The 23,607-nt window shown below is 37.6% G+C and carries 20 protein-coding genes; 4 read left to right on the top strand and 16 right to left on the bottom strand.

From position 1 onward, the window contains the following. Positions 1 to 16: 16 nt before the first annotated feature. The 6 genes from H0S58_RS05230 to H0S58_RS05205 form a co-directional block, all read right to left on the bottom strand. Positions 17 to 691 carry a class I SAM-dependent methyltransferase gene (locus H0S58_RS05230; protein ID WP_195727346.1) on the bottom strand — a complete coding sequence of 225 codons (675 nt, stop codon included), beginning with the start codon at positions 689 to 691 and terminating at the stop codon, positions 17 to 19. 56 nt (positions 692 to 747) lie between these two features. Then, complete coding sequence (locus H0S58_RS05225; RefSeq protein ID WP_195727345.1) at positions 748 to 1,524, bottom strand: Rossmann-like and DUF2520 domain-containing protein; 777 nt, start codon at positions 1,522 to 1,524, stop codon at positions 748 to 750. A gap of 369 nt (positions 1,525 to 1,893) precedes the next feature. Further along, a complete protein-coding gene (locus H0S58_RS05220; protein ID WP_195727344.1) occupies positions 1,894 to 3,378 on the bottom strand; it encodes an OmpA family protein in 1,485 nt (494 codons plus the stop codon). A 152-nt stretch (positions 3,379 to 3,530) separates the two neighbouring features. After that, positions 3,531 to 4,766 (bottom strand): dihydroorotase, encoded by a 1,236-nt coding sequence (locus H0S58_RS05215; RefSeq protein WP_195727343.1) that lies wholly within the window; start codon positions 4,764 to 4,766, stop codon positions 3,531 to 3,533. Positions 4,767 to 4,775: 9 nt separating this feature from the next. After that, positions 4,776 to 5,792, bottom strand: a complete 1,017-nt coding sequence (locus tag H0S58_RS05210; protein WP_053578178.1) for an aspartate carbamoyltransferase catalytic subunit — start codon at positions 5,790 to 5,792, stop codon at positions 4,776 to 4,778. 167 nt (positions 5,793 to 5,959) lie between these two features. Continuing rightward, complete coding sequence (locus H0S58_RS05205) at positions 5,960 to 6,310, bottom strand: hypothetical protein (RefSeq protein ID WP_193891190.1); 351 nt, start codon at positions 6,308 to 6,310, stop codon at positions 5,960 to 5,962. Between the two features lie 230 nt (positions 6,311 to 6,540). On the opposite strand from H0S58_RS05205, the gene rlmKL reads away from it, so the two are divergent. Next, complete coding sequence (rlmKL, locus tag H0S58_RS05200; RefSeq protein ID WP_053578180.1) at positions 6,541 to 8,745, top strand: bifunctional 23S rRNA (guanine(2069)-N(7))-methyltransferase RlmK/23S rRNA (guanine(2445)-N(2))-methyltransferase RlmL; 2,205 nt, start codon at positions 6,541 to 6,543, stop codon at positions 8,743 to 8,745. Positions 8,746 to 8,774: 29 nt separating this feature from the next. On the opposite strand, the gene H0S58_RS05195 is transcribed toward rlmKL, so the two are convergent. The 4 genes from H0S58_RS05195 to H0S58_RS05180 all read right to left on the bottom strand — a co-directional run bounded on the left by H0S58_RS05195 (position 8,775) and on the right by H0S58_RS05180 (position 14,293). Beyond that, positions 8,775 to 9,221 carry a hypothetical protein gene (locus H0S58_RS05195; protein WP_195727342.1) on the bottom strand — a complete coding sequence of 149 codons (447 nt, stop codon included), beginning with the start codon at positions 9,219 to 9,221 and terminating at the stop codon, positions 8,775 to 8,777. A 137-nt stretch (positions 9,222 to 9,358) separates the two neighbouring features. Next, positions 9,359 to 10,642: a DUF945 family protein gene (locus H0S58_RS05190; RefSeq protein ID WP_195727341.1), complete on the bottom strand. Its 1,284-nt coding sequence runs from the start codon at positions 10,640 to 10,642 to the stop codon at positions 9,359 to 9,361. Between the two features lie 209 nt (positions 10,643 to 10,851). Beyond that, positions 10,852 to 13,434, bottom strand: a complete 2,583-nt coding sequence (gene clpB, locus H0S58_RS05185; protein WP_195727340.1) for an ATP-dependent chaperone ClpB — start codon at positions 13,432 to 13,434, stop codon at positions 10,852 to 10,854. Between the two features lie 436 nt (positions 13,435 to 13,870). Continuing rightward, positions 13,871 to 14,293: an OsmC family protein gene (locus H0S58_RS05180; protein ID WP_092720598.1), complete on the bottom strand. Its 423-nt coding sequence runs from the start codon at positions 14,291 to 14,293 to the stop codon at positions 13,871 to 13,873. A gap of 148 nt (positions 14,294 to 14,441) precedes the next feature. Between H0S58_RS05180 and crp the strand changes: the two genes are divergently transcribed. Both crp and H0S58_RS05170 read left to right on the top strand, forming a co-directional pair. Next, the gene (gene crp, locus H0S58_RS05175) at positions 14,442 to 15,149 is read left to right on the top strand and encodes a cAMP-activated global transcriptional regulator CRP (protein WP_053578185.1); all 708 of its coding nucleotides are present in this window, start codon (positions 14,442 to 14,444) and stop codon (positions 15,147 to 15,149) included. Positions 15,150 to 15,354: 205 nt separating this feature from the next. Then, entirely contained in the window at positions 15,355 to 16,404 is a 1,050-nt protein-coding gene (locus H0S58_RS05170) for an NADP(H)-dependent aldo-keto reductase (protein ID WP_195727339.1), read from the top strand. A gap of 148 nt (positions 16,405 to 16,552) precedes the next feature. Here H0S58_RS05170 and H0S58_RS05165 read toward each other — a convergent pair whose 3' ends face one another. The 5 genes from H0S58_RS05165 to H0S58_RS05145 form a co-directional block, all read right to left on the bottom strand. Continuing rightward, the gene (locus H0S58_RS05165) at positions 16,553 to 17,329 is read right to left on the bottom strand and encodes a M48 family metallopeptidase (protein ID WP_053578187.1); all 777 of its coding nucleotides are present in this window, start codon (positions 17,327 to 17,329) and stop codon (positions 16,553 to 16,555) included. 113 nt (positions 17,330 to 17,442) lie between these two features. Next, complete coding sequence (locus H0S58_RS05160; RefSeq protein ID WP_053578188.1) at positions 17,443 to 17,751, bottom strand: hypothetical protein; 309 nt, start codon at positions 17,749 to 17,751, stop codon at positions 17,443 to 17,445. 189 nt (positions 17,752 to 17,940) lie between these two features. Beyond that, the gene (locus tag H0S58_RS05155; protein WP_053578189.1) at positions 17,941 to 19,260 is read right to left on the bottom strand and encodes an adenylosuccinate synthase; all 1,320 of its coding nucleotides are present in this window, start codon (positions 19,258 to 19,260) and stop codon (positions 17,941 to 17,943) included. Positions 19,261 to 19,329: 69 nt separating this feature from the next. Beyond that, on the bottom strand, positions 19,330 to 20,496 hold the full coding sequence (locus tag H0S58_RS05150; RefSeq protein ID WP_193891170.1) for an ATP phosphoribosyltransferase regulatory subunit: 1,167 nt from the start codon (positions 20,494 to 20,496) through the stop codon (positions 19,330 to 19,332). Between the two features lie 361 nt (positions 20,497 to 20,857). After that, positions 20,858 to 21,169, bottom strand: a complete 312-nt coding sequence (locus tag H0S58_RS05145) for a hypothetical protein (protein ID WP_193891167.1) — start codon at positions 21,167 to 21,169, stop codon at positions 20,858 to 20,860. 51 nt (positions 21,170 to 21,220) lie between these two features. Here H0S58_RS05145 and H0S58_RS05140 point away from each other — a divergent pair. Then, a protein-coding gene (locus H0S58_RS05140) for an IS5 family transposase (protein WP_193891903.1) occupies positions 21,221 to 22,043 on the top strand; the annotation gives its coding sequence in 2 pieces (ribosomal slippage) (positions 21,221 to 21,601 and positions 21,603 to 22,043; 822 coding nt in all). A gap of 192 nt (positions 22,044 to 22,235) precedes the next feature. On the opposite strand, the gene H0S58_RS05135 is transcribed toward H0S58_RS05140, so the two are convergent. Next, positions 22,236 to 23,258, bottom strand: a complete 1,023-nt coding sequence (locus H0S58_RS05135) for a type I glyceraldehyde-3-phosphate dehydrogenase (RefSeq protein ID WP_193892781.1) — start codon at positions 23,256 to 23,258, stop codon at positions 22,236 to 22,238. Positions 23,259 to 23,607 lie beyond the last annotated feature (349 nt).

Raw genomic sequence — 23,607 nt, 5'->3', positions numbered from 1 at the left:
CTTGGCTTTTAAAAACTTAGTTTTTAAAAGCAATAAAACCTTGATAGGCTAATATTTGGGTAAACGGCATGATTGAATTGAAACCGCTTTTATTGAGCTGATCACTTGTTTCCTGAGATGAAAGAGGATAGAAGTCATCAGTTAAACGGCGAATCATGGCTGTAGATTGCGCGCTACTCAAGCCATTTATTTCGACCACATTTTTTAGCGTTTCCAATTCTTGCTCTGACTGTATTTGAGTTAAATCAAAAGTAATAAAAATGCCCTGCAATTTTAAACTTTCATAAATGGCTTCAAAGAAATTTGACTTATCCTGAAAGCTGACAAAATGTGTGACTAAAATAGAGAGAGCAGCATCATAAGATTGCTCTTTTTTTAACTCGGTAACATCACTTAAAATGAATTGAACTCGATGCGAGGCATTTAAGGGCTGAATATATTGTTTTGCCTTCTCCAGCATAGTTGCAGAGAGATCAGTCGCAGTAAATGTCCAGTGCGGAAATAGTTGCAATAAATAACCCAGCTCATAGCCCGTTCCACAACCCACAATCAAAATATGCGCATGTTCTTTCACATAGGTTTTTAATAAAGCTTGAATTTGCTGATGAACCACCTCATAACCTGGAATGAGTTTACGAATATGTAAATCATAACCATCAACCACAGATTGACTCTTAAAATCCTTTGCCATTTTGCTCTCCAGATAAATTCAGAATATACATTGCTTGATTTAATTGAGAATTCAGATTATTTCTGATGTGCTTGCAAAATCTGTTGACTCAACAATGTATAAACTTGTTTTAAATCGTCTCGTTGTTCTTCATTCAACATATGTTCATGCATATTCAAAATATTCAGATCACCACGCATGGCAGGCCCAGTTTGCATTTGCTTAGGATCATTACTGAGTGCTTTATTGGCTGTTTCTAAAATCAATGGATAAAGCAATGAAAAATCAACGTGTTGAGTATCTACAATTTGCTTGGCCATATCGTAACAATAGTTGGTAAAATTACAGGCAAATACTGCTGCTAAATGTAAACTTAAACGTTGTGCAGAATTATATGGATAAACTCGTTGACTCAATTGATTTGCTAAATCCAGTAATATAACCAAATCTTTTGGCTGCTGTGCCTCTATAAATAATGATGTTAAGGACCAAGCTACCTCTCTCCCTAAACTAAAAGTTTGCAACGGATAAAATACACCTGATCGTGCATGCACTTGGGTTAAAATTTCAATATCTGTACTTCCTGATGTATGCACAATCAGAACGTCAGATAATTGTGGAGCTATATCTGCTATCACCGAAGCAATCGCATAATCACTCACAGCAATAATCAGCAAATCAATTTCGGGATTAAGTTCTATAATATTCGATGTAGCCGTTGCATTTACTTGAATCGCCAGTGTCTGTGCAGACTCAAGGCTTCGACTACAAATTTGAATAATTTGATGATGGACATTTAGAGCACAAGCAAGTTGATTCGCAACTCGTCCTGCGCCAATAAAACTAATACGCATATTGTTTTCACACTTTCAGATTAAGCACAGCATGCCAATAAAGAAACTACGAATCAATTCTTCCTTTTATTTAACATTCTTTCATTGGGATCAGAGAAGTTTGTTATTTTAATAATTTACTTTTTTTAATACTGATCACTTCTCCCGTTTGATTAAAACACGAGCGTATAGCCTCTTTACATCTGATTGAAGCAGGGCAGCATCTTAATCATCGTTGTTTCACTTTAGAAATAACTTTGAAGCTTTAGAATATAAATGTTTTCTATTCTCATATTCATCTACAAATAAATTTAAATTTAAAACGTAGAACATAAGTAATATTTAAAAAAAAACTCTGTTATTAAACAGAGTTTTTTTTAAATCTCTTATTTATTGTTGCTTGATCCCTTCATCATTGACTTCACGGACCACACCAGTTTCAGTATTTAAAACCTCAAACTCTATACGTCGATTTTTAAATTGACCCTCAGGGGTTGCATTATCCGCTACAGGCTGTTCTTGACCATAACCCACTGGTTGCAGTTGTGCAGGATCTACACCTTGTTGTACCAAATAATCGACCACTGCTTGAGCGCGTTTTTGCGATAAAGTTTTATTTGAGTTTGCATTTCCTACCGCATCTGTATGCCCTTTAACTGTTAATTTAACCTGAGGTGCACGTTTCATTAATCCTGCAGCTTGATCTAAAATTGCTTTATTAGCATCTGGAATCTGAGCACTGGCAGTATCAAAATTAATAATTTGTAAATTCAGTGCCGTTGCTACATCTAAGGCACGGATATTATCTGGATTAATTTCAGCTAAGGCTTTTTCAGCATTGTTATTTCCACTGGTAATTGCCGTATTGTTATCCATAGGCATACTGGTTGCCATATCTGCCGCAGGTGTAGTCACTGTCATATTTCTAACAAGCGGTTGAATTTTTGCCGCCAATTGCTGAGCGTCAGTAGGATTAGCCGCTTGAACAGAAAGTTGATTTCCTATCCAAGTTAATGAAGCATTCGGCACACCTTTTACGAATTTTAATACACTTGGAATAGCATCTTGATCAATAAATTCCGTATGATAATTTGCAGTCGTTTCTGCACCACAGCCTAAATTATGATTAAAGATTTGCTTGATATTTTGTTGTAAAATATCAACATAACTTGCATTACCCGAATACAATTGGCAAGTGGTTAAATCCCCTGTTGCACCCGTGCTTAATTGTAATTTCGCAGGTTCACTGGCAGCCGTTTGGGTAGCCATCGTTGTCGGTTCAGTTTCTTTTTTATCTGAACACGCTCTAAAAATTAAGGCCAGTAGTGCGGCTAAAATAATTAAAGCAATTAATGGCAGTAAAAAGCCAGTTTTCTTTTTTTCTTCAACAACTGGATAAGGCTCTGTTTCAGGTGCTTGATGCAGAGAATGCCCAGATGCTGTGCTGATTCCTAAAGCACTTAACAATGCTAGTGCCCAATGCGGTAAAGCATTAGACACGTCATTCCAATGCGTTTCAATTAAATGAACAATTGCATTCGGCTCACTCGACCCTGCCTCTTCTTCTAAAACGCCAAGCGTTGGTGCAATGGATCTGTTTAAAGTAGATTCAATTACGGCTGTAGGAACAGTTCCTGAAATCTGTTCTAAAAATTGATTTTTTAATGCAGGATTGGCGCTAAAAATATCTGATAATCTGGGATTAAGTTGATTTTGTACATTGCTAATTAGTTCAGGTTTAGATTTAAAAATAGAGAGTAATATCGGGTAAAAACTGCTTAAAGCCTGACTTTTCTCACTGAGGTGTTCGGTTTCACCTTCTAACACCACCGCAGAAACTTTCTGCTTAAGTAAATCGATTAAATTAATATTCATTGATTATTCCTCTTATTCTGTTTTTTTCATGGATATTTGTAGTTTATCGGGTGATTTTTTAAACAATGTAAATAATTGTATAACTTGAATACTATTATTTTTCTTCAATAAAAAAGTCAGCCGAAGCTGACTTTGATAACAACTTAACTCACTTAAGCTGTAAATGTTTGAATGACCTTACCAATCACTTTCTGATGAATCAACGGTGTGTTTTTACCCTGAGAAAGAAGCGATTCTTTAGTGACTAACCATTCTAGTTTAGGATCAACCAAAGTCCAACCAGACTCTTTCACCCAACGATCAACCATATGGGCTACTTTTGCTGGTGCAAGCGTAACTTTTTCTACCCATTCCAATGGCTCAAATAGACCTTCATTCACCAACTGAATACCAAATGCAACATAAGTATCAAAAGCGGTAATACCTGACTCAGTTTCAGCAAACGGCGCCAATTTTGCGGAACTGCTGAGTGGTTCGTGATGCGTACAAATCGCATCAATGATGCCATCTTTTAAACCTTGACGTAAAAGTTGTTTGTCTTTTTCAGCACGTAAAGGTGGGCGTACATGCGCTAAAGCATTAAAACCATCAATTAAGTTTTCAGTTAAATGTAATTGATGCATTGCCACATCTGCAGTTACAGGCAGACCTTTGGCTTTTGCAATTTGAATCAATTCGACCGCAGCACCACACGACAACAAACCAAAATGCGCACGTACTTTGGTCACTTCGACCATCAGTAAATATTTTGCAATGGCCACGGTTTCTGCCAAAGTTGGAATCATGGGTAAACCCTGTCGTGATGCAATAAAACCTTCATGCACGCAACCATCTTTTGCAATTTGAGGTTCTTCGGCATAAAACACAACCGTCATCCCTAAACCTGCTGCATACTCTAGAGTCCTCAAGACCACATCATCATCTACAAAAGGTGCGTTAGCATTAGACACAGCAGTACAACCGCCTTTTTTCAAAGCAGCCATATTGGCAGGTTGTTTACCTTGCAAACCTTGTGTTTGGGCACCAATCACTTGTAAATAAATACCGCCATCCAACATCGCTTTGTCAACCAAGCCATGAATCAGGGCGCCATTGTCTTGCACAATCGGTTTTGAATCTGGCGGAGTAAAGACATGCAAAATACCGTTTTCACGTGCCGCTTTTCCTTCAGACTTCAATGTTCCATGCTGTTGTTGTCCTGGTTCACGTAATCGTGCGCACAAATCAACCATGGTTGGCATAAGCCATTTACCATCACCATCAATAATTTCATCTACCTGATCTGTAGCTGCAACCAATTGACCATGTGCGAGATAGACAGTTTCTACGCTATCCGTTTGTTTGATTGGATCGAGGACACGTACATTTTCAATTTTGACTATACTCATGACTTTTTATTATCCCGCAATCGCTTCAATTAAACCCTTCTCTTGCAACTGACCTTGCATCGAAAGTGCAAGTACAGCCATACGCACTGCAATCCCATTGGTCACTTGATTCAAAATCACAGCTTGTGGCCCATCTGCAATACTGGAATCAATCTCTACACCACGGTTCATTGGCCCCGGGTGCATGACAATACAATCAGGTTTTGCCATCGCTAGACGTTCTTTATTTAAACCATACATTTTGTAAAATTCAGCTTGTGATGCTAATGCAGGTGAGTCAATTCGTTCATTTTGAATCCGTAAAGTAATAATGACATCACAATCTTGAATGCCTGCTTCCATATTATTGAACAGGCGAACATCTGCACCATATTCCTCAAAACCATAAGGAAGCAATGTATTCGGTGCAATAACGCGAATATCTTTACAACCTAGAGTTTGCAATGCAGCTACATCTGAACGTGCTACACGCGAGTGTTTAATATCTCCAATAATAGCAACACTCAAAGCTTCGAATGGCTTTTTAGTTTCACGGCGAATCGTTAACATATCGAGCATCGCTTGGGTGGGATGAGCATGACGACCATCCCCAGCATTGATAATCGCAACCTGTGGGCAAACTGTTTGCGCTATAAAATGTGCTGCGCCTGAAGATGAATGACGGACCACAAAAATATCGGCTGCCATGGCTTCAAGATTCCACAAAGTATCGCGTAAAGTTTCACCCTTAGATGTACTAGAACGTGCGATATCAATGTTTAATACATTGGCCGATAAACGCTTGGCTGCTGCTTCAAATGTGGTACGTGTACGAGTCGAATTTTCAAAAAACAAATTCATCACCGTACGACCTTCAAGTAAAGGTAGGGTGATCAATTGATTTTGTTCATTAAAAAAAGATTGGGCTGTATCAAGTATTTTGGTCAGGGTTTCTTTAGACAGACCATCAATAGTCAAGAAATGTTTAAGATTACCCTGTGAATTGAGTTGAATCTGGCTCGGAGTATGCAATGCCGCCAAGTGCATGAGAGATTCCTTATTGTTAAGTCAACGTATTATACAGAATTCCCCTAAAGATGGCAGTTCACATCCATCAACTTCAATTGACGATTTAAAGATGATGCACCACCCATGCATAAACGACAAATGTATAGTTAGGCTCAAAATAATCTGGAGTATTTTGAGCCTAAAACTTAACGTAATGCACCAATATAATGATGAGATACTTGGGCTTTATAAATTTCTTCTTCGGTTATTTCAGGTTCAATCACATCCTCTTGCTGCGGGATTTCTTGTAATACAACGTGTTGTATTTTTTCGTCAATCCCCATTAAAGCCTGCAACCGCATTGCATGTTGATTGAGTTCCAAATCCTGAGTTGATGTCGCTAATTCAATCACATATTGGGCATAGACTTGATCTTGTACTAAATACTTTACATCAATTACCCGACCCGTGACTCGTCTTAATCGCGCATACACGAGTGTTGCAATAGAAAAAGATTCAGGATGAATTGCATCTCCACTTCCACTTACAAGTTTCATTAAACATCCCCTTGTTAAATCAAAATTCTAAAAACATGCATTTTGTTCAAAATCACCTAAGTGATGCATTTCTCTACACTGGAGACTGCAAAATACATACCACTTCTATTTGTTAAATGAATAAAACATTAATTTTTCAATCTGACTTACTTCTTTATTCCAATTTAAAAACTTTTATCCGCTAAAATACGTTAAAATATTCGATTGCTTAACTGCTTTTGGAAATTTGCATGAATTCGAAACCACGTCTTTCTACATATTGGGTCACCTGTGCAGATGGGCTTGAAACCTTACTCCAAGAAGAATTGGAAGGTTTAGGTGTTCAAAATATTGAACGCTTTCCGGGACGTTTAGTTTTCCAAGGCACGTTAGAAAATGCATACCGTATTTGCATGTGGTCTCGCTTGGCTTCTCGTGTACTTACGCCTATTCACACGCATGAGCTTGAATTCACTCATGATGCACGTGATGTGGCAGAAGAGTTATATGAAGGTGCAATGAATTTTGATTGGTCACTCATTTTTGCACCACAAAGTACCTTTGCCATTCGCCTTCATTTAGAACGTGATATTCGAGTAAATAGCCAATTTGCCACTTTGCGTGTCAAAGATGGTGTAGTCGATTCCTTTATGGAAGCGGTTGGTAAGCGACCAAGTGTAGATATTAAGCAGCCTGAAATTACGCTTTATGTGCTCGCAGGTAAAACTCAGCATACCTATTGTTTAGATTTATCTGGCGATTCTTTGCATAAGCGTGGTTATCGTCACTTTATGACCGATGCCCCGATTAAAGAAAATTTGGCAGCAGCCATTTTACAGAAAGCCAAGTTAATAGAACGTAATCCCGATATTATTTTAGATCCAATGTGTGGTTCAGGTACGTTTATTATTGAATCACTGATGATGCTGACAGATCGAGCACCAGGTCTAGTACGTCGTTTTGGCTTTAATGGTTGGAATGGACATAACCATGATTTATGGATGTCCATCAAAAATGAAGCGGCTGAACGTCATCAAGCGGCATTAGAAAAACAATTACCACGTTTCTATGCTTTTGATGCAGATTGGGAAGCAGTCAAAGCGACCAAGCAAAATATTATTGCAGCAGGATTTGAATCGGTTCTTGATCAGATCAAAATTGAAGAACGCACCCTTGCAGATTGGCCTGATTTCCAATCTGAAGGTAAAACTGCATTTGTGGTGACCAATCCACCTTATGGTGAACGCTTAGGTGAAAAAGCTTCAAACCGTGCTTTATATTTAGGTTTGTCTGCGCTGTTGCAAAAAAACTTTGCCAATCAATATGCGGCAGTGATTGCGTCACAAGTTGAACAAGCTGATGTTTTGGCATTTAATGATCCACAACTTTTACGTTTAATGAATGGTAAATTACCAATTTATATCCGTTTCGGTACCATTAAACCCACCACAGTAAGCCAACCCTTTTTAGCCACTTGGCAAACTCAGCAGTTCGATCCGATTGAAGGTGCTGAAGACTTCACCAATCGTTTGCAAAAGAATATGCAAGCCTTGAAAAAATGGGCTGTGAAAGACAATATTTATTGTTTACGTTTATACGATGCTGACTTGCCTGACTTTAATGTCGCTGTCGATTTGTATGGTGATCGCCTGCATGTTCAAGAATATGCGCCACCTAAAATCATTGATCCAGAAAAAGCAAAAAAGCGTTTTAATTTAGCTTTAGCTTCAATTCGTGCGGTTACAGGCTTAGGGCGTGATGCGATCTTTATTAAAACTCGTGCTCGTCAAGAAGGTAAAACTCAGTATGAAAAACAAAGTACTGCGTCTAAACGTTTTATTGTTCAAGAAGGCAAAGCCAAAATTTTGGTTAATCTGACTGACTATTTAGATACAGGTTTATTCTTGGATCATCGTCAAATGCGTTTACGTATTGCGGCGGAAGCCAAAGGTAAACATGTATTGAACTTATACAGTTATACTTCCACTGCAAGTTTACATGCTGCTTTAGGTGGTGCTGCAAGCACAACCAGCGTGGATTTATCCAATACTTATTTAAATTGGTCTAAAGAAAACTTTGTCCTCAATGGCCTGACCGTCGATCATGTTGACCAGCAACATCAGTTCTTTTCAAGTGATTGTTTCGAATGGTTAAAAGAAGGTCATGAGCAATATGAGCTGATTTTCATTGATCCTCCAACTTTCTCTAACTCGAAAAAATTTCATGGCACATTTGATGTTCAGCGTGATCACTTATCGCTCCTTAAACGTGCAATGAATCGTTTAACGACCGATGGAACGTTGTATTTTTCAAATAACTATCGTGCTTTCGAAATGGACGAAGAAATTTTGGCGTTCTTTGATGTACAAGAAATTACCAGTGAAACGATTGGTTTAGACTTCAAACGTAATACTAAAATTCATCGTGCATGGAAAATCAAACATCCTCAAAATTAATTTTTAATTGCCCAGAGATGAAGTGCGCGTTAGCGCATCATCTCTACGGTAATCCCATCATCATGATATCGCTTTAAGTTATCTGATGTGTTGTCCGTGTCGAATAATCCGATAATTGCTAAAATTGCGTTCCTCTTTTCATTCAAACTGGCTTGCTCAACCATTCTTTTCTTTTGTAATTGATACTCTAGCACGACAGCTTCATCCATAGACTGTGGTTGAATACTTTGAACATTCAAATCAATTAAATGTTCACTTTCTTGTTGCTGTTTTTCTAAAGGTTGATCAATACTTCTAAGCGCGCGCTGAATACTTTTCAAATCTACATTATTCGAGTTACTGGTTAATTCCGAAAGTTGATCATCCGGCAAAGCATTTTTTGCATTGCTGAAAGAGCACACGAGAAGAAGTAAACTTGTACTGATAAATGATTTATACCACTGTGTCCCACAGTTTTTCTTATTGCTCATCTTCATGATGGAGACTGTCCTTGTTTTTATTTATAATGCAAGCTAACAAGTATTTTATATAACAACAATCACTTTCTAAATTTCCCGATATACAGCAAGAAAAAGGGAAGAATATAACATTCTTCCCTTTTTTAAATTTCACTTTAATTTAAAAATTTCTTTTCCCCAAATTTATATTCGAGCGACATTTTTAAAGTATCTCCATCACGCTTTACTTGCCCGGACTGCTGCATTGTAGACAACATATTTTCAAGATTTTGCTCAGTCATTGGGCTGCCTGCTTTTGCCATATAATTATTCATGACACTCGACATGATATTTTTATCAAACTCGACATCGGCTTTATATTCCATGAGACTTGGCATCATTTTGACCATACCCATCAAATTAGACTGATGACTTGGCATAATCCGACCACTCATACTGGCTTTGGCGACCCCCTTGCCCATCTTAAATTGATTATTCTTAGATTCGAAATAAAAGCCTTCGTTGATGACGGACAACAAAGCAGGTTCGATATCTTGCACCAATTTTTCTTTCGCCAAACAGCTTTTTTCACCTTTGACGACAAGATCGAAAAAATGCTGTAGTTTTTGTCTATTCAAATTTGTGACATTAAAATTAAGCTGTAGATTTTGCATTGCAGGTACAAAAGGCATTGTCATTTCATCAAGTTTGAGCGACGTACTGGTATTTAAAATACGTTCTTCTAGCTCACTTTGAGTTTCTATGCTCAAATTGTTAAGTTCAGCATTTATCGGAGTTTTAGTCTCACGGCTAGACATTTTGAGTAAATCCATTTTTATTTTGGTTTTACCCGATTCTAAATATTGCCCGTTCAGACCTTGATTGGTTTCTAGTTTAAGTCCTGTCATTTGAAAATTTGAGTTGGCATCAATAACGCTCAGACTCGGAATTTCAAGCTGTAAATCCAATATTTTTAATTGTTGATTGATCTGTTTGGCATGAAATTCTAAGGTAATTGGCTCTAATCTGGATTGTATTTGAGCTTCATTACGTGAGATGACTGGTGTGGTTAATGCAGTATGCATTGTACCTAACCAATTGATTGTAGTTTTTGCTTTGAGCGGTTCTTTTAAGAGAGATTGAAGCGAACCCTGCGCTTGAGTAATTTTAATATCAGATTGAACGGAATAGCCATTCCAACTACGTTTAATCGTATCTTGACCACTAAATTTAATCAGGTCTTTTGGCTTACACGGATCGAGCACCAATTCTGCTGTCCAATCAGCATGACCTTTTAATGACCCCATATGAAAGTTCTGATATTTTACACTCAGATTTTTGGCTTGTTGATTCCCTTGCTGATAATAAGTCTTTAAATTTTTATCCGCATAAAGATTCCCCCCTACTGCTGCGACAGCAAGCGTAAATATTCCACCAACACTCCACTTTAATTTAGACATTTTTTATCTCACGTTGTTTATTTGTTATTCAAATAAAGTATAGAGAGAATTATTCAATTATGATAATTATTTTTTAAATAAAGGACTTAGGTTCTTTTTACATAAAAAAATGAAAAATTTTGTCATGTTTTGACTAAAAAAGTCTTTCTCAATATTTTTATTAAAAAACCTAGCCGAAGCTAGGTTTTATGCTTATTTAAACCATGTAGTTAACTCAATTTCATTTTATCAAAAATGAGTTGACCATTTTCACTGGTGATTGAGATAGTATCCCCTGGTACAAAATCACCTTTTAAGATTTTTTGAGCCAAAGTATTTTCAACCTGTTGCTGAATAGCTCGTTTTAATGGACGCGCACCATAAATTGGGTCAAAACCAGCATCAATCAATTGATCAAAAGCACTATCATCTACAGAAAGACGCATCTCTTTTTCACTTAGTCGTGACCGTAAACGATTCAATTGAATATCGGCAATACCTCGAATTTGCGATTTTTTCAATGAATGGAACACCACTAATTCATCAATTCGATTAATAAATTCTGGACGGAAATGCTGTGAAACAGCTTCCAAGACGACTGTGCGGACATCTTCCTCGTTTGGATTATCGCCCAATTCTCGCACGTCTTGAGAACCCAAGTTAGAAGTCAAAACAATCACTGTATTTTTAAAATCAACCACGCGACCTTGAGAATCGGTTAAGCGTCCATCGTCCAAAACTTGTAGCAAGATATTAAAAACATCGGGATGTGCTTTTTCAACTTCATCAAAGAGCACGACACTATAGGGTTTACGACGTACGGCTTCAGTTAATATGCCGCCCTCCTCATAACCCACATAGCCTGGAGGTGCACCCACCAAACGGCTTACAGAATGTTTCTCCATAAACTCACTCATATCAATACGCACCATGGCATCATCACTGTCAAATAAGAAGTTTGCCAATGCTTTGGTCAATTCGGTTTTACCCACACCTGTCGGCCCAAGGAATAAAAATGAGCCACTTGGACGATTAGGATCGGATAAACCTGCACGTGAACGACGAACTGCATTTGATACGGCGATTACAGCTTCATCTTGTCCAACAACACGATGATGCAAGAAGTCTTCCATTTGAAGTAATTTTTCACGTTCACCTTGCAGCATTTTTGTCACTGGAATACCCGTGGCAGCGCTGACTACTTCTGCAATTTCATTTTCAGTCACTTTGGTCCGAATCAGTTTAGGTTCTTCATTGCTTTCCTCTATCACTTCTTCAGCATCTAAACGTTTTTGCAACTCAGGAATTACACCGTATTGCAAACGACTTGCTTCTGCCAAATCACCTTCACGTTGGGCTTTTTCAAAAGCAGTGCGTGCTTTTTCCAACTCAACTTGCGCTTGACTGGTTCCTTCTACCAATCTTTTCTCGGAAATCCATTGTTCTTCCAAATCACTATATTCACGTTGAACATCTTGAATCTGTTTTTCCAGATGTGAAACTTCGGCTTTACTGACTGAATCAGCATCCTGTTTCACCGCCTCTAACTGTATTTTTAATTGAATCAAACGCCGGTCTAAACGGTCAAGTGGCTCAGGTTTAGAGTCAATTTCCATTTTAATCCGCGAAGCTGCTTCATCAATTAAATCAATAGCTTTATCGGGAAGTTGACGGTCTGTAATATAACGATGTGACATTTTCGCTGCAGCAATAATGGCTGAATCTAAAATTTGAACGCCATGGTGCGTTGCATATTTTTCTTTTAAACCACGCAAGATTGCAATGGTATCTTCTACACTTGGCTCATCCACCAATACTTTTTGAAAACGACGCTCAAGTGCAGCATCTTTTTCAATAAATTGTCGATATTCATCAAGTGTCGTGGCACCAACACAACGTAATTCTCCACGTGCTAACGCAGGTTTGAGCATATTACCCGCATCCATTGCACCATCGCCTTTACCTGCACCGACTAGAGTATGCAACTCATCAATAAATAAGATGATTTCTCCATCATATTTTGCCAAATCTTTGAGCAGTGCTTTCAACCGCTCCTCAAATTCGCCACGATATTTTGCACCAGCCAATAATGAACCAATATCTAAAGATAAAACACGCTTACCTTTCAAGCCCTCAGGTACTTCACCATTAACAATACGTTGTGCCAAACCTTCAACAATAGCGGTTTTACCTACGCCTGGTTCACCAATAAGCACAGGATTGTTTTTAGTTCGACGAGATAGTACTTGAATGGTGCGACGGATTTCTTCATCACGTCCAATCACAGGATCTAACTTTCCTGACATCGCACGCTCAGTTAAATCAATGGTGTATTTATTCAGTGAGTCACGCTGATCTTCATGGTTATTGCTCATGACTTGTTCACCACCTCGAATATTTTCAATTGCTTTGCGTAAAGCATCTGCTGTAACACCAACACTGTTGAGCAAAGTTTTTGTCACGCCCGTTTCAGCCAAACTTAAAATAACCCAATCCGTCGATAAAAACTCATCTCCTGCTTTTTGAGCATAACTGTCTGCTAAATTTAAAGCACGGACAGCTTCAGGATGAAGGTTAATATCTCCTGTTGGATTAGAAAGAATAGCTGCATCATTTAATGCTTGCTGTAACTTGGTTTGAAGGTCTCTTAAGTTTGCACCCGCTTGTTGTAATAAACTAATATTGGCAGGTTCTTGCAATAATGCAGATAAAATATGAATACCTTCAATTGCGGTATTGTCTTTAGTCATTGCCAAAGATTGAGCATCTGATAAGACTTGCTGCAAGCGGTTTGTAAATTTTTCAAATCTCATTTTGTTATTCCTCACAACAAATTTTGTACTTGAATAATAAATGGGAGCGGTTTGCTATTTTTCAATATGATTTCTAAAAAATATTTTATTTTTCAATAGTTAATAATAAAAAAGATAGAAGTTATTTATAATATAGGTGTAATGAATAATTTTTTCAAGTTGAATTAAGTACGATATGTATCAAATTCTATTTTAAAAAATAGTTCACATATCCTTCAACAATCTCTCAGGGATAATTCGTTATTTTCACCTGTTCATTTTCAAAATTTAATTAACTTTTTTGGTTTTTGGTTTTATTTAATAATAAAAAATTTAAGATGAAAAATGCAAAATTTGTGCTTAATGTGAATCTATAAAAACGATGTTCTCTAAAGTCATTTTAATTTTATAAAAAAATGGTGATTTAATCATAAATCACCATTTTGAATTTTTTGCTTTACACAGTTTCAATAATTTCAAAATCATGGGTAATTTCTACCCCACCATCTGACAACATTTTACTGGCGGAACAATATTTTTCAGCAGAAAGCTCGACAGCCTTAGCCACTTGTTTCTCTTTTACTTCTTTGCCTGTGACCACAAAATGTAAATGAATTTTAGTAAATACAGCAGGAATAGTATCTGCACGATCCGCTTTTAGCTCACATATGACACCTATCACATTTTGACGAGACTTCTTTAAAATAGTCACAATATCAAAGGAAGCACAACCACCGAGTCCCATTAATATCAATTCCATGGGACGTGGACCACGGTTTTCACCGCCATAGGCTTCCGCACCATCCATAACAATTTGATGACCGCTTTCCGATTTTGCTTCAAAAGCAACATTCTCTAGCCAATGAACACTTGTTTGCATTGCAACTACCCAAAAAAATCTATAAATTTACGAAGTGCCTTAACACTAACATAAATTGAGTTGATACGGAATTTCATCTCTTATATGGCAAGTTCAGATTAGGTCTTGTGCGATCTATTATTTTATCCATAATCGGGAAACCGTTAGCATGACTGCAAACTTTTCACAACTCAGTACAGACGCCCTTTCTCCTGGTCAATTACCAGAGTCTGTTAAAGCATTGTTAAAACGTGCCTATATTAACCGCTACCCAAAGCGCACTGCGATTGTAGATGCAGGAACTGAATCTAAATCACTGTATTTAATTTTAAAAGGTTCAGTTTCTATTATTTTACGTGAAGATGATGAACGTGAAATTGTGGTTGCCTATTTAAATGCAGGGGACTTTTTTGGGGAAATGGGCCTATTTGAAGCTAACTCACAACGTACTGCCGAAGTTCGCACACGTGACGTATGTGAAATTGCTGAAATAAGCTATGAGAATTTCCATGAATTGAGCAAACAGTATCCCGATTTAAGCTATGCCGTTTTTGCACAGCTCGTACGTCGCTTAAAAAATACCACACGTAAAGTGACTGACCTTGCATTTATCGATGTATCTGGACGTATTGCACGCTGTTTAATCGACCTTTCATCTCAACCTGAAGCTATGATTTTACCCAATGGTCGTCAAATTCGGATTACTCGTCAAGAAATTGGACGTATTGTCGGCTGTTCCCGCGAAATGGTCGGACGTGTTTTAAAAACGCTTGAAGAACAAGGCATGATCGAAACAGAAGGCAAAGCCATTCTTATTTTTGATGTGGCTTCAGAAGAGATAGATTCTTCGCTCATTAAAGATGAGGATGAAGAATAAGGGCTCATATCAATTTAATAAAATGAAGCCATAAAAAAGCAGATCTAAGATTTGCTTTTTTTATGGCTTCATTTTATCGGTATCATTTTGTAAATTTTATAGGCATGCTAAAACAATTTATGATTTAACTCATATAGATAAACCAGCACGTTTTATTTGAGATATTTTTAAATTTGATCATGAAAAAATTAAAGGACCATTCTGCATGCAACTTAAAGCTTTAGCCAATACCGGTATTCTTCTGCCTGAAATATGTTTAGGAACCATGACTTTTGGTGAACAAAATACCCAATCAGATGCTTTTGAACAACTTGAATATGCATTAGATCAAGGTTTATTTTTTTGGGACACTGCGGAAATGTATCCTGTACCACCTAAGCCTGAGACTCAAGGTGCAACTGAAACGATACTAGGGAATTGGATTGCGCAGCGCGGGAGGCGTGACCAACTTTTTATCGCGTCTAAAATTGCTGGTCCTTCACAAGGCGGTAGCCATATTCGTGATGGAAAAACACGATTTAATGCTGCTGACATTGGTTCTGCAATTGATGGTTCTTTAAAACGCTTACAAACTGATTATATTGATTTGTATCAATTACACTGGCCTCAACGCCCTACCAATTTTTTTGGAAAATTGGGTTATGGCAATACTGAAGCACAGAATACTGATGAGATAACCGCTTTAGAAGAAACACTAACAGCTTTAAGCCATGAAATTAAAAATGGGCGTATTCGCTATATCGGTCTTTCCAATGAAACTCCGTGGGGAACTTTGAAATTCTTACATTTGGCAGAAAAATTAGGTTTGGAAAAATTCGTGAGTGTACAAAACCCTTACAACCTACTAAATCGCACCTATGAAATAGGCATGTCAGAAATTGCATATCATGAAAACGTCGGCTTACTTGCTTATTCACCATTAGCATTTGGTTATTTAACAGGGAAATTTCGCCATGGTGCACGTCCTGCAAATACTCGAATCAGTTTATATTCTCGTTTTAGTCGTTACAGCAATCCACAAAGTGAATGGGCAACCGAGCAATATGCACAACTTGCAGAACAACATGATTTAACTCTGACACAACTGTCATTGGCTTTCATTAAACAACAATTTTTTGTCAATAGTACAATTATCGGAGCCACCAATTTAGATCAACTGAAAGAGAATATTCAAGCATTTGAAATTGAATTGTCTACCGATGTTTTAGAAGGCATTGAAGCCATTCACCGCCAACAACCGAATCCAGCGCCTTAGATCAGTTTTGATACACAGCTTTCTACACGAATCGGAAAAAGCCAACAATGTAAGCTTGTGATTGGTTCTAAAATTTTAACTTTACTGCCAAATGCATGACATAAAAAAGGATGCTTAGCGCATCCTTTTTTATTGATCAAATCAATAATTAACGCTTGTTATAAATCGCTTGTGCAGCAGGTAAGTTTTTACGCATCGCTTCAATACGTTGGCTGTTTGATGGATGAGTAGACAGGAATGATGAACCACCTGCACCATCTAATTTATTCATCTTTTCCCAAAGTGTAATAGCTGCTTGTGGGTTATAACCTGCACGGGCCATAAGAAGCAATCCCCCTTGGTCAGCCTGACTTTCCAGACTACGTGAATAAGGCAAACCTACACCCACTTGTGAACCCAACTGTGCAGCAGCAGCACCAAGTTGCCCTACATTATTGCCTGCAGCACTCAGTCCAATATTTAAAGCCAAATTTGTTAAAGCTTGTGCACCAATTTTATTTTTGGAATGCTCTTCTAAAGCATGCACCATTTCATGGCCCATCACTGCGGCAATTTCAGCATCAGTTAGATTCAGTTTATTGACAATGCCTGTATAAAATACAACCTTACCACCGGGTGCCACATAAGCATTCACTTGATCTGACTTTAAAACTGCCAATTGCCAGTTAAACTTTTGGCCCGTTTGATTGATCTGATCACCATAGGGTTTTAAACGTGAAAATACCGAATTAATTCGTCTATAAGTTGCAGATGAAGTATCTAAGGTTTTATTGGCACTGGCTTCCTGAATGGTTTTATTAAAACCTTGCGCAGCTGCCACATTGAGAGTCGCTGAATCTGCCCCCGCCATGTCAGCAACTGTCGTACAACCTGAAATTGTAACTATACCTGCCACACACAAACTTAATATGAGTTTGTTATTCATTATAATAATCTCCGCCTTGAAAATAGATATCAGTTTTAAGCAGATTATAAGTAATAGTCGCTCTGCTTTAAATTATTATTGCATCCATATTCATATCATTTATGTAAACGTACTTAGTTAAGAAACTGAAAAATAAGCCAATAAATCAGACAAAATGCATTTAAAACTAAATATACTTGGCAAAGTGGTTTGATTTTCTGCTCAAGCTGCTCATTTTTTCTTTTAAAAAATAAAATAGCATTTTGAATAAGAATAACAGGCACCAAAATACACGCTAAAATCACCGTGAGTCCAATAAATGCACTATATATAATCTTTGGGTCTTGCGTTTGTGCTTGAATAATCAGCATTGCAATCGTTGGAGCACCTCCCATCGCAAAAAGTAAGGAATAAAAAATCGTTCCCGAAATATTTTTATGCATTCCGCATCGCCTGCTTTTCATTTTATATGTTGTATTTTAACAAGCACCCATGATTTAAACAGGATTCTTTGTTGCAACTTTAGTCTCGCCAAAATTTCCTAAAATATATAAAAGAATAAGTGTTTAGAAATAGCTGACTCAAAAAAGCCTCACATTAAGCGAGGCTTTTTAATATTTGATTAACTTAGCTTAAGCATCAAATGGATGACGCAATACTATTGTTTCTGCACGGTCAGGACCTGTAGAAATAATATCAATTGGACATTCAATTAACTGTTCAATACGTTTTACATATGCAATCGCATTTTCAGGTAATTGCGCAACATCGGTTGCACCTACTGTCGACTCAGACCAACCTGGCATACTTTCATAAATTGGTTTTAGGCTTTCAAATGCAAGCGCATCGGATGAACCGACACAACCTGAATCTGCTGCTTCATAACCTACACAGATTTTTACTTCTTCTAAACCATCTAGAACATCAAGTTTAGTTAAGCAAATACCAGAAAGTGAGTTTACATCGACTGAACGGCGTAAGATTTCTGCATCGAACCAACCACAACGACGTTGACGACCAGTTGAAGCACCAAACTCATGACCAATTACACCTAGGTGCTTACCAATCGCATCACCTACGTCATTTGCAGCGTCATAAACCAATTCTGTTGGGAATGGCCCAGCACCCACACGTGTTGTATATGCTTTAGTGATACCAAGTACATAATCAAGATGTAACGGACCTAAACCCGACCCTGAACTTACGCCACCCGCAGTCGTGTTTGAAGAAGTCACATACGGATATGTACCATGGTCAACGTCAAGAAGTGAGCCTTGCGCACCTTCAAACATAATGTTCTCACCGTTTTTACGGTAATTATGTAATTCAGTGGTCACATCTACGACCAGTGGAGCAACGACTTCGCGCCATTGGTCGCAAAGTGCAATCACATCTTCTAACTTGATCGCTTCAACACCATAGTATTGAGTCAATTGGAAGTTATGATAATCCAACAATTCAGTCAGTTGAGCAACAAGAGCTTCACCGCCACGAACCAAGTCCGCCACGCGAATAGCACGACGTGCTACTTTGTCTTCATACGCTGGCCCAATACCGCGCCCCGTGGTACCAATTTTCGCGTTACCACGTTTTTTCTCACGCGCTTGGTCAAGTGCAATGTGGTTTGGAAGAATAAGAGGACAGTTTGGAGAAATACGTAAACGTTCTTTAACTGGAACACCTTCTTTTTCAAGAATGTCCATTTCTTCAATTAGAGCAGCCGGTGAAAGTACAACACCGTTTCCAATTAAGCAAAGTACGTTCTCACGCAAAATACCCGATGGAATGAGGTGTAATACAGTTTTCTTACCACCAACCACGAGTGTATGACCAGCGTTGTGTCCACCTTGGTAACGAACTACCGCAGCCGCTTGATCTGTGAGCAGGTCAACGATTTTACCTTTACCTTCGTCGCCCCATTGGGTACCAAGTACCACAACATTCTTGCCCATAATAGCCTCATTGCATCATGCTGTTAAAATTGAAAACTTAAATTAGTGGTTTAGAACCAACTCAAATCATTAAATCTTTTCGACCTTCCACTCACCCGCCACATTCACCAATTCATGGGTGGCATGTGGGATTGAACTTAGACTGTCATTACCGAGTAATTGGATTACACTAAAACCTTGGGTACGCGCATTAGAAATGGCTTTAAGCAAATCTGTATCTACACCTTTTGGTGCGACCACTACATTTAAATCTGTAAATTGGCCTGCACTTAAGGCATAAAGATCACAACTAAAACCTGTTGCAGGACGCGCACGTCCAAAATGCTGACCAATACCATCATAGCGACCACCTTGTGCAAGCGGTGCAGCACGGTTTGGTGCATAAACGGCATACATTAAACCCGTGTGATAGTGATATGAGCGCAGCTCTACCACATCGATCCCAATATGTAGATTGGGCCAACGGTTCTGAATTTGATTTTGGGTGGTTTTTAATGCAGCAAACGTTTGCTTAAATGCAACATCAGCAAAAATTTCAGCACTTAAATGCGTTTGCAATGCGTTTAAATCACTCGCATAACGACCCAAAGTGTAAAAATCTGCACCAAATTTTAATGATTGTGTAAATTCTGCAAGTTCAGGCAAGGCTTTGCGCTGATACAGGTCTGAAAGCAAACCTTCGATTTCTTTGCTTAAACCCGCTTGCTTAACCATACTACGGAACAGACCAACATGCCCTAAATCTAAATGAATGCCGTCTGCTAATCCTGCTTGTTCAAGCAAATTAATCATGACATCAATCAGTTCAACATCAGCATCAATACTGTCTGAACCAAATAATTCTGCACCTAACTGTAAAGGTGCACGTGTAGTATTAAAACCTTGAGGTTTAGTATGTAAAACAGTTCCAGCATAGCAATAACGTGCCACGCCTTCTACTGGGTTCACATGTGCATCAATACGAGCCACTTGCGGTGTCATATCTGCGCGCACACCAAGTAAACGACCTGATATTTGATCGATGACTTTAAAAGTAGCTAAGTCTAAATCTTGATTCGATTCTGAAAGAGAAGATAGAGATTCGATGTATTCAATAAATGGCGTATACACCAATTGATAACCTCGAGAGGCGAGGAAATCGAGTGCGTCACGACGCAAAGTTTCAATCACTTGCGCCTGTTCGGGTAATACATCAGCTACACCATCAGGTAATAACCATGTCTCTGAAATGGGCATGTTGTAAACCTAAATTCTGTCAGCGCGGAAGTTATCCGCATAAAAAAATCGGGAACACACCCGATTTCTCATATTTTAGCACGATAATTATAGCGATGCACCTGACTTTTTCATAAAAAGACGGTTAATCCTGATTATTCAATTAGAGTAGATCACTCGATTTTATTAAAACATCTGATCTGATTAAAAATAATACAAAACAAGCGATTAACAAAAGTATTTGGAACATGATGTCCTGCGATGAACTGACTATAACTAAATGATATGCGCTGTATATCAAGTTATCGATTACTTATCACTATTCACTTGCAGAACATAAGGGTTTTTGAAACACCTGTAGAACTAGGAGTATCCACTTATTCTACTGTTTACGGATAGAGGTGACCACTTTTGCCAACAAATGTGTTAATTCTGCATTTTGGAGTTCGACCTGACTTAATTTAGCTGTAGTTTTATCAAGCACTTCTTGTTGAATATGCATTTGCTTAGCCAAATCTTGCATAATTTCTAAAGTTTTTTTTAGATTATTTTCTAAATGAGCCACTTTTTCTTTCAGTTGATGATTCATTTTATGGTCATTAATGGCACTATTTTGAGTTTTAATTTCAATCCAAATTAAAAATATAACAGCTATAGCCAGTAGCAGAATAAAACCCCAAATCATGATTAGCATCTTTGTTACTAGACCTCTTGCGAAAGTAAAAACTGCCTCAATATAGATTTCATGAAATATCAGAAATTAAATCGTTTTTCAGATTCTGAATTCCAGCGCTTGGTTGGTGTACCTCGAGCAGTTTTTAGTGAAATGGTCGAAGTTTTAAAAGAAGCAGAATCACTCAAAAAGAAACCAGGTCGTCCTCATACTTTAGATATAGAGGATCAGTTGTTATTAACTCTGAATTACTTACGGAACTACAGCACTCAACTGGAATTAGCGGCAAATTACCATATCGCTGAAAGTAATGTGAATCGAACCATTAAAAAGGTTGAAGATGCATTAATGAAATCAAGACGTTTTACCCTGCCAAAACGAAGCATTACCACAGCAGACGAACAATTTAACTGGGTAATTATTGATGCGACAGAATGTTCAATAGAACGCCCGAAAAAAAAATCAGAGTAAGTTCTACAGTGGTAAAAAGAAGAAACATACGCTAAAAGCACAAGTGATCTATCATCCGAACAGCAAACAAATCATAGGGCTAGATATATCGAATGGCAGTCAGCATGATATTAAATTGGCAAGAAAAACGGTTAAGAAATTCAAACATTGTGAATATGTTATGACCGATTTAGGGTACTACGGATTAGAGCAAGATGGCTTTAAATTATTGATGCCAATAAAGAAAAAGAAGAATTTACCCTTATTTGATATTGAGAAAAAGTACAATAAAATGATTGGGAAAATACGAGTTGTGATCGAACACATTAATAGTCAATTGAAAACATTTAGAATATTAAGTGAACGCTATCGAAATAGACGGAAAAGATTCGGTTTACGCATTAACTTAATTGCTGCACTCGTAAACCGGATAAACTTGCAATAATGACTTTCGCAAGAGATCTACTCTTATTGTGTTTTATTATTTCTCACTCATCATATCCAATTTAATCTTAAAATTTAACGCTTCCTCTTTATTTTTTATCAAATAATAATTCGCCCCTTCAATTCATCTAATAAACCAAAAAAACAAAGGAGTAATTACAGGCAAGCTTGTATAAACAAATAAACTCAGCTTTTAAGTGAATGATTCACACAAATCAAGTAAGCGATTGGCATAGCCCCATTCATTGTCATACCAAGCAAAAACTTTAGCTTGATGACCAACCACTAATGTTTGACTCAAATCGACAATTAAAGAATAAGGTGAATGATTAAAGTCCGATGAAACTAAAGGTTCATCGGTCACCTCCATAATTTCAGCATAATCAAATTGTGCCGCTTTAATTAAAACTTCATTCATTTTATGTACTGTAATCGGTGACAACGAAATGAACGTTAAATCAATGGCAGCGACATTGATGGTCGGAACGCGAATTGAATAACCATCAATGCGGTTTTCCATTTTGGGCATGACTTGTTTAAGCGCACCCAAAGCTGAAGATGTAGTAGGAATAATATTTTGACCCGAAGCTCTTGCACGACGTAAATCACGGTGTGCATGATCGAGCACCGATTGATCTGCTGTTACCGCATGTATTTCGGTCATTAAAGCAGTATCAATTCCAAACGCATCATCAATGATTTTGACCAATGGAACTAAAGCCTGTGTAGTACACGATACACTAGAAATAATTTGATCTGTGATTTTGACTTCATGATGATTGACGCCATATACAATCGCTGCATCAACACTATCAAACGGTGCAGCACCAATAATCACGCGTTTCGAGCCTGCATGAATATGTTGAGTGGCAGCCTCTCTTGAACGAAATAATCCTGTGCACTCCAGGACTACATCAATATTTAAAGTATTCCAAGGCAATCGTTCAGGTTGTGCTTGGCAAAAAACCTGTACTTTTAAGTGTGCTACACCCGCTGAAATATTCAAATAGATCTGTTCATCTTCTATTGAGACTTCAACTTTTCCTTTAAAACGCCCATGAGTACTATCATATTTAAAGAGATGGATTAAGGTTTCCACATCTGCCACATCATTGATCGCTACGATATCAAAATGAAAATCTTTAGGATTTTCAAACCAAGCCCGTAAAACATTACGGCCAATTCGCCCGAAACCATTAATGGCTACTCGTTGCATCAGATATCCTTAACTTTGGGGTAAATGTAAACACCTGTATATGTTAATAGATTTCAGCGTATTCTCCCTACTCTTTTTAGCAATTGTGCTTATCAAATAGAATAATCCCTCATCACACCTATTTTACAGCTCATTTTACTTTCGCTTATCTTTAAAATATTTACTTAAAATGCCTACACTATCTTTATCTCAAAATACCGCAGAAGATCTATATTGTTTTAAGGCTAAAGCTACGATTTTAATAAAAAATGCGTGACATCAATTCAATAGAATTATCATTAATTCAACTTAAAGTGATTGGTGCATACGGCTTTTTCCGTTATAATTTGGCGTTTTAAATTTTTAAGCA

The organism is Acinetobacter sp. TTH0-4 (assembly GCF_015602665.1).
GTDB lineage: Bacteria > Pseudomonadota > Gammaproteobacteria > Pseudomonadales > Moraxellaceae > Acinetobacter > Acinetobacter albensis.
This window is presented reverse-complemented; position numbering and strand designations above follow the sequence as displayed.

Coding starts and splice junctions, on each gene's coding strand:
- H0S58_RS05230 (WP_195727346.1), bottom strand. CDS start 691: ATGGCAAAGGATTTTAAGAGTCAATCTGTGGTTGATGGTTATGATTTA.
- H0S58_RS05225 (WP_195727345.1), bottom strand. CDS start 1,524: ATGCGTATTAGTTTTATTGGCGCAGGACGAGTTGCGAATCAACTTGCT.
- H0S58_RS05220 (WP_195727344.1), bottom strand. CDS start 3,378: ATGAATATTAATTTAATCGATTTACTTAAGCAGAAAGTTTCTGCGGTG.
- H0S58_RS05215 (WP_195727343.1), bottom strand. CDS start 4,766: ATGAGTATAGTCAAAATTGAAAATGTACGTGTCCTCGATCCAATCAAA.
- H0S58_RS05210 (WP_053578178.1), bottom strand. CDS start 5,792: ATGCACTTGGCGGCATTGCATACTCCGAGCCAGATTCAACTCAATTCA.
- H0S58_RS05205 (WP_193891190.1), bottom strand. CDS start 6,310: ATGAAACTTGTAAGTGGAAGTGGAGATGCAATTCATCCTGAATCTTTT.
- rlmKL (WP_053578180.1), top strand. CDS start 6,541: ATGAATTCGAAACCACGTCTTTCTACATATTGGGTCACCTGTGCAGAT.
- H0S58_RS05195 (WP_195727342.1), bottom strand. CDS start 9,221: ATGAAGATGAGCAATAAGAAAAACTGTGGGACACAGTGGTATAAATCA.
- H0S58_RS05190 (WP_195727341.1), bottom strand. CDS start 10,642: ATGTCTAAATTAAAGTGGAGTGTTGGTGGAATATTTACGCTTGCTGTC.
- clpB (WP_195727340.1), bottom strand. CDS start 13,434: ATGAGATTTGAAAAATTTACAAACCGCTTGCAGCAAGTCTTATCAGAT.
- H0S58_RS05180 (WP_092720598.1), bottom strand. CDS start 14,293: ATGCAAACAAGTGTTCATTGGCTAGAGAATGTTGCTTTTGAAGCAAAA.
- crp (WP_053578185.1), top strand. CDS start 14,442: ATGACTGCAAACTTTTCACAACTCAGTACAGACGCCCTTTCTCCTGGT.
- H0S58_RS05170 (WP_195727339.1), top strand. CDS start 15,355: ATGCAACTTAAAGCTTTAGCCAATACCGGTATTCTTCTGCCTGAAATA.
- H0S58_RS05165 (WP_053578187.1), bottom strand. CDS start 17,329: ATGAATAACAAACTCATATTAAGTTTGTGTGTGGCAGGTATAGTTACA.
- H0S58_RS05160 (WP_053578188.1), bottom strand. CDS start 17,751: ATGCATAAAAATATTTCGGGAACGATTTTTTATTCCTTACTTTTTGCG.
- H0S58_RS05155 (WP_053578189.1), bottom strand. CDS start 19,260: ATGGGCAAGAATGTTGTGGTACTTGGTACCCAATGGGGCGACGAAGGT.
- H0S58_RS05150 (WP_193891170.1), bottom strand. CDS start 20,496: ATGCCCATTTCAGAGACATGGTTATTACCTGATGGTGTAGCTGATGTA.
- H0S58_RS05145 (WP_193891167.1), bottom strand. CDS start 21,169: ATGCTAATCATGATTTGGGGTTTTATTCTGCTACTGGCTATAGCTGTT.
- H0S58_RS05135 (WP_193892781.1), bottom strand. CDS start 23,258: ATGCAACGAGTAGCCATTAATGGTTTCGGGCGAATTGGCCGTAATGTT.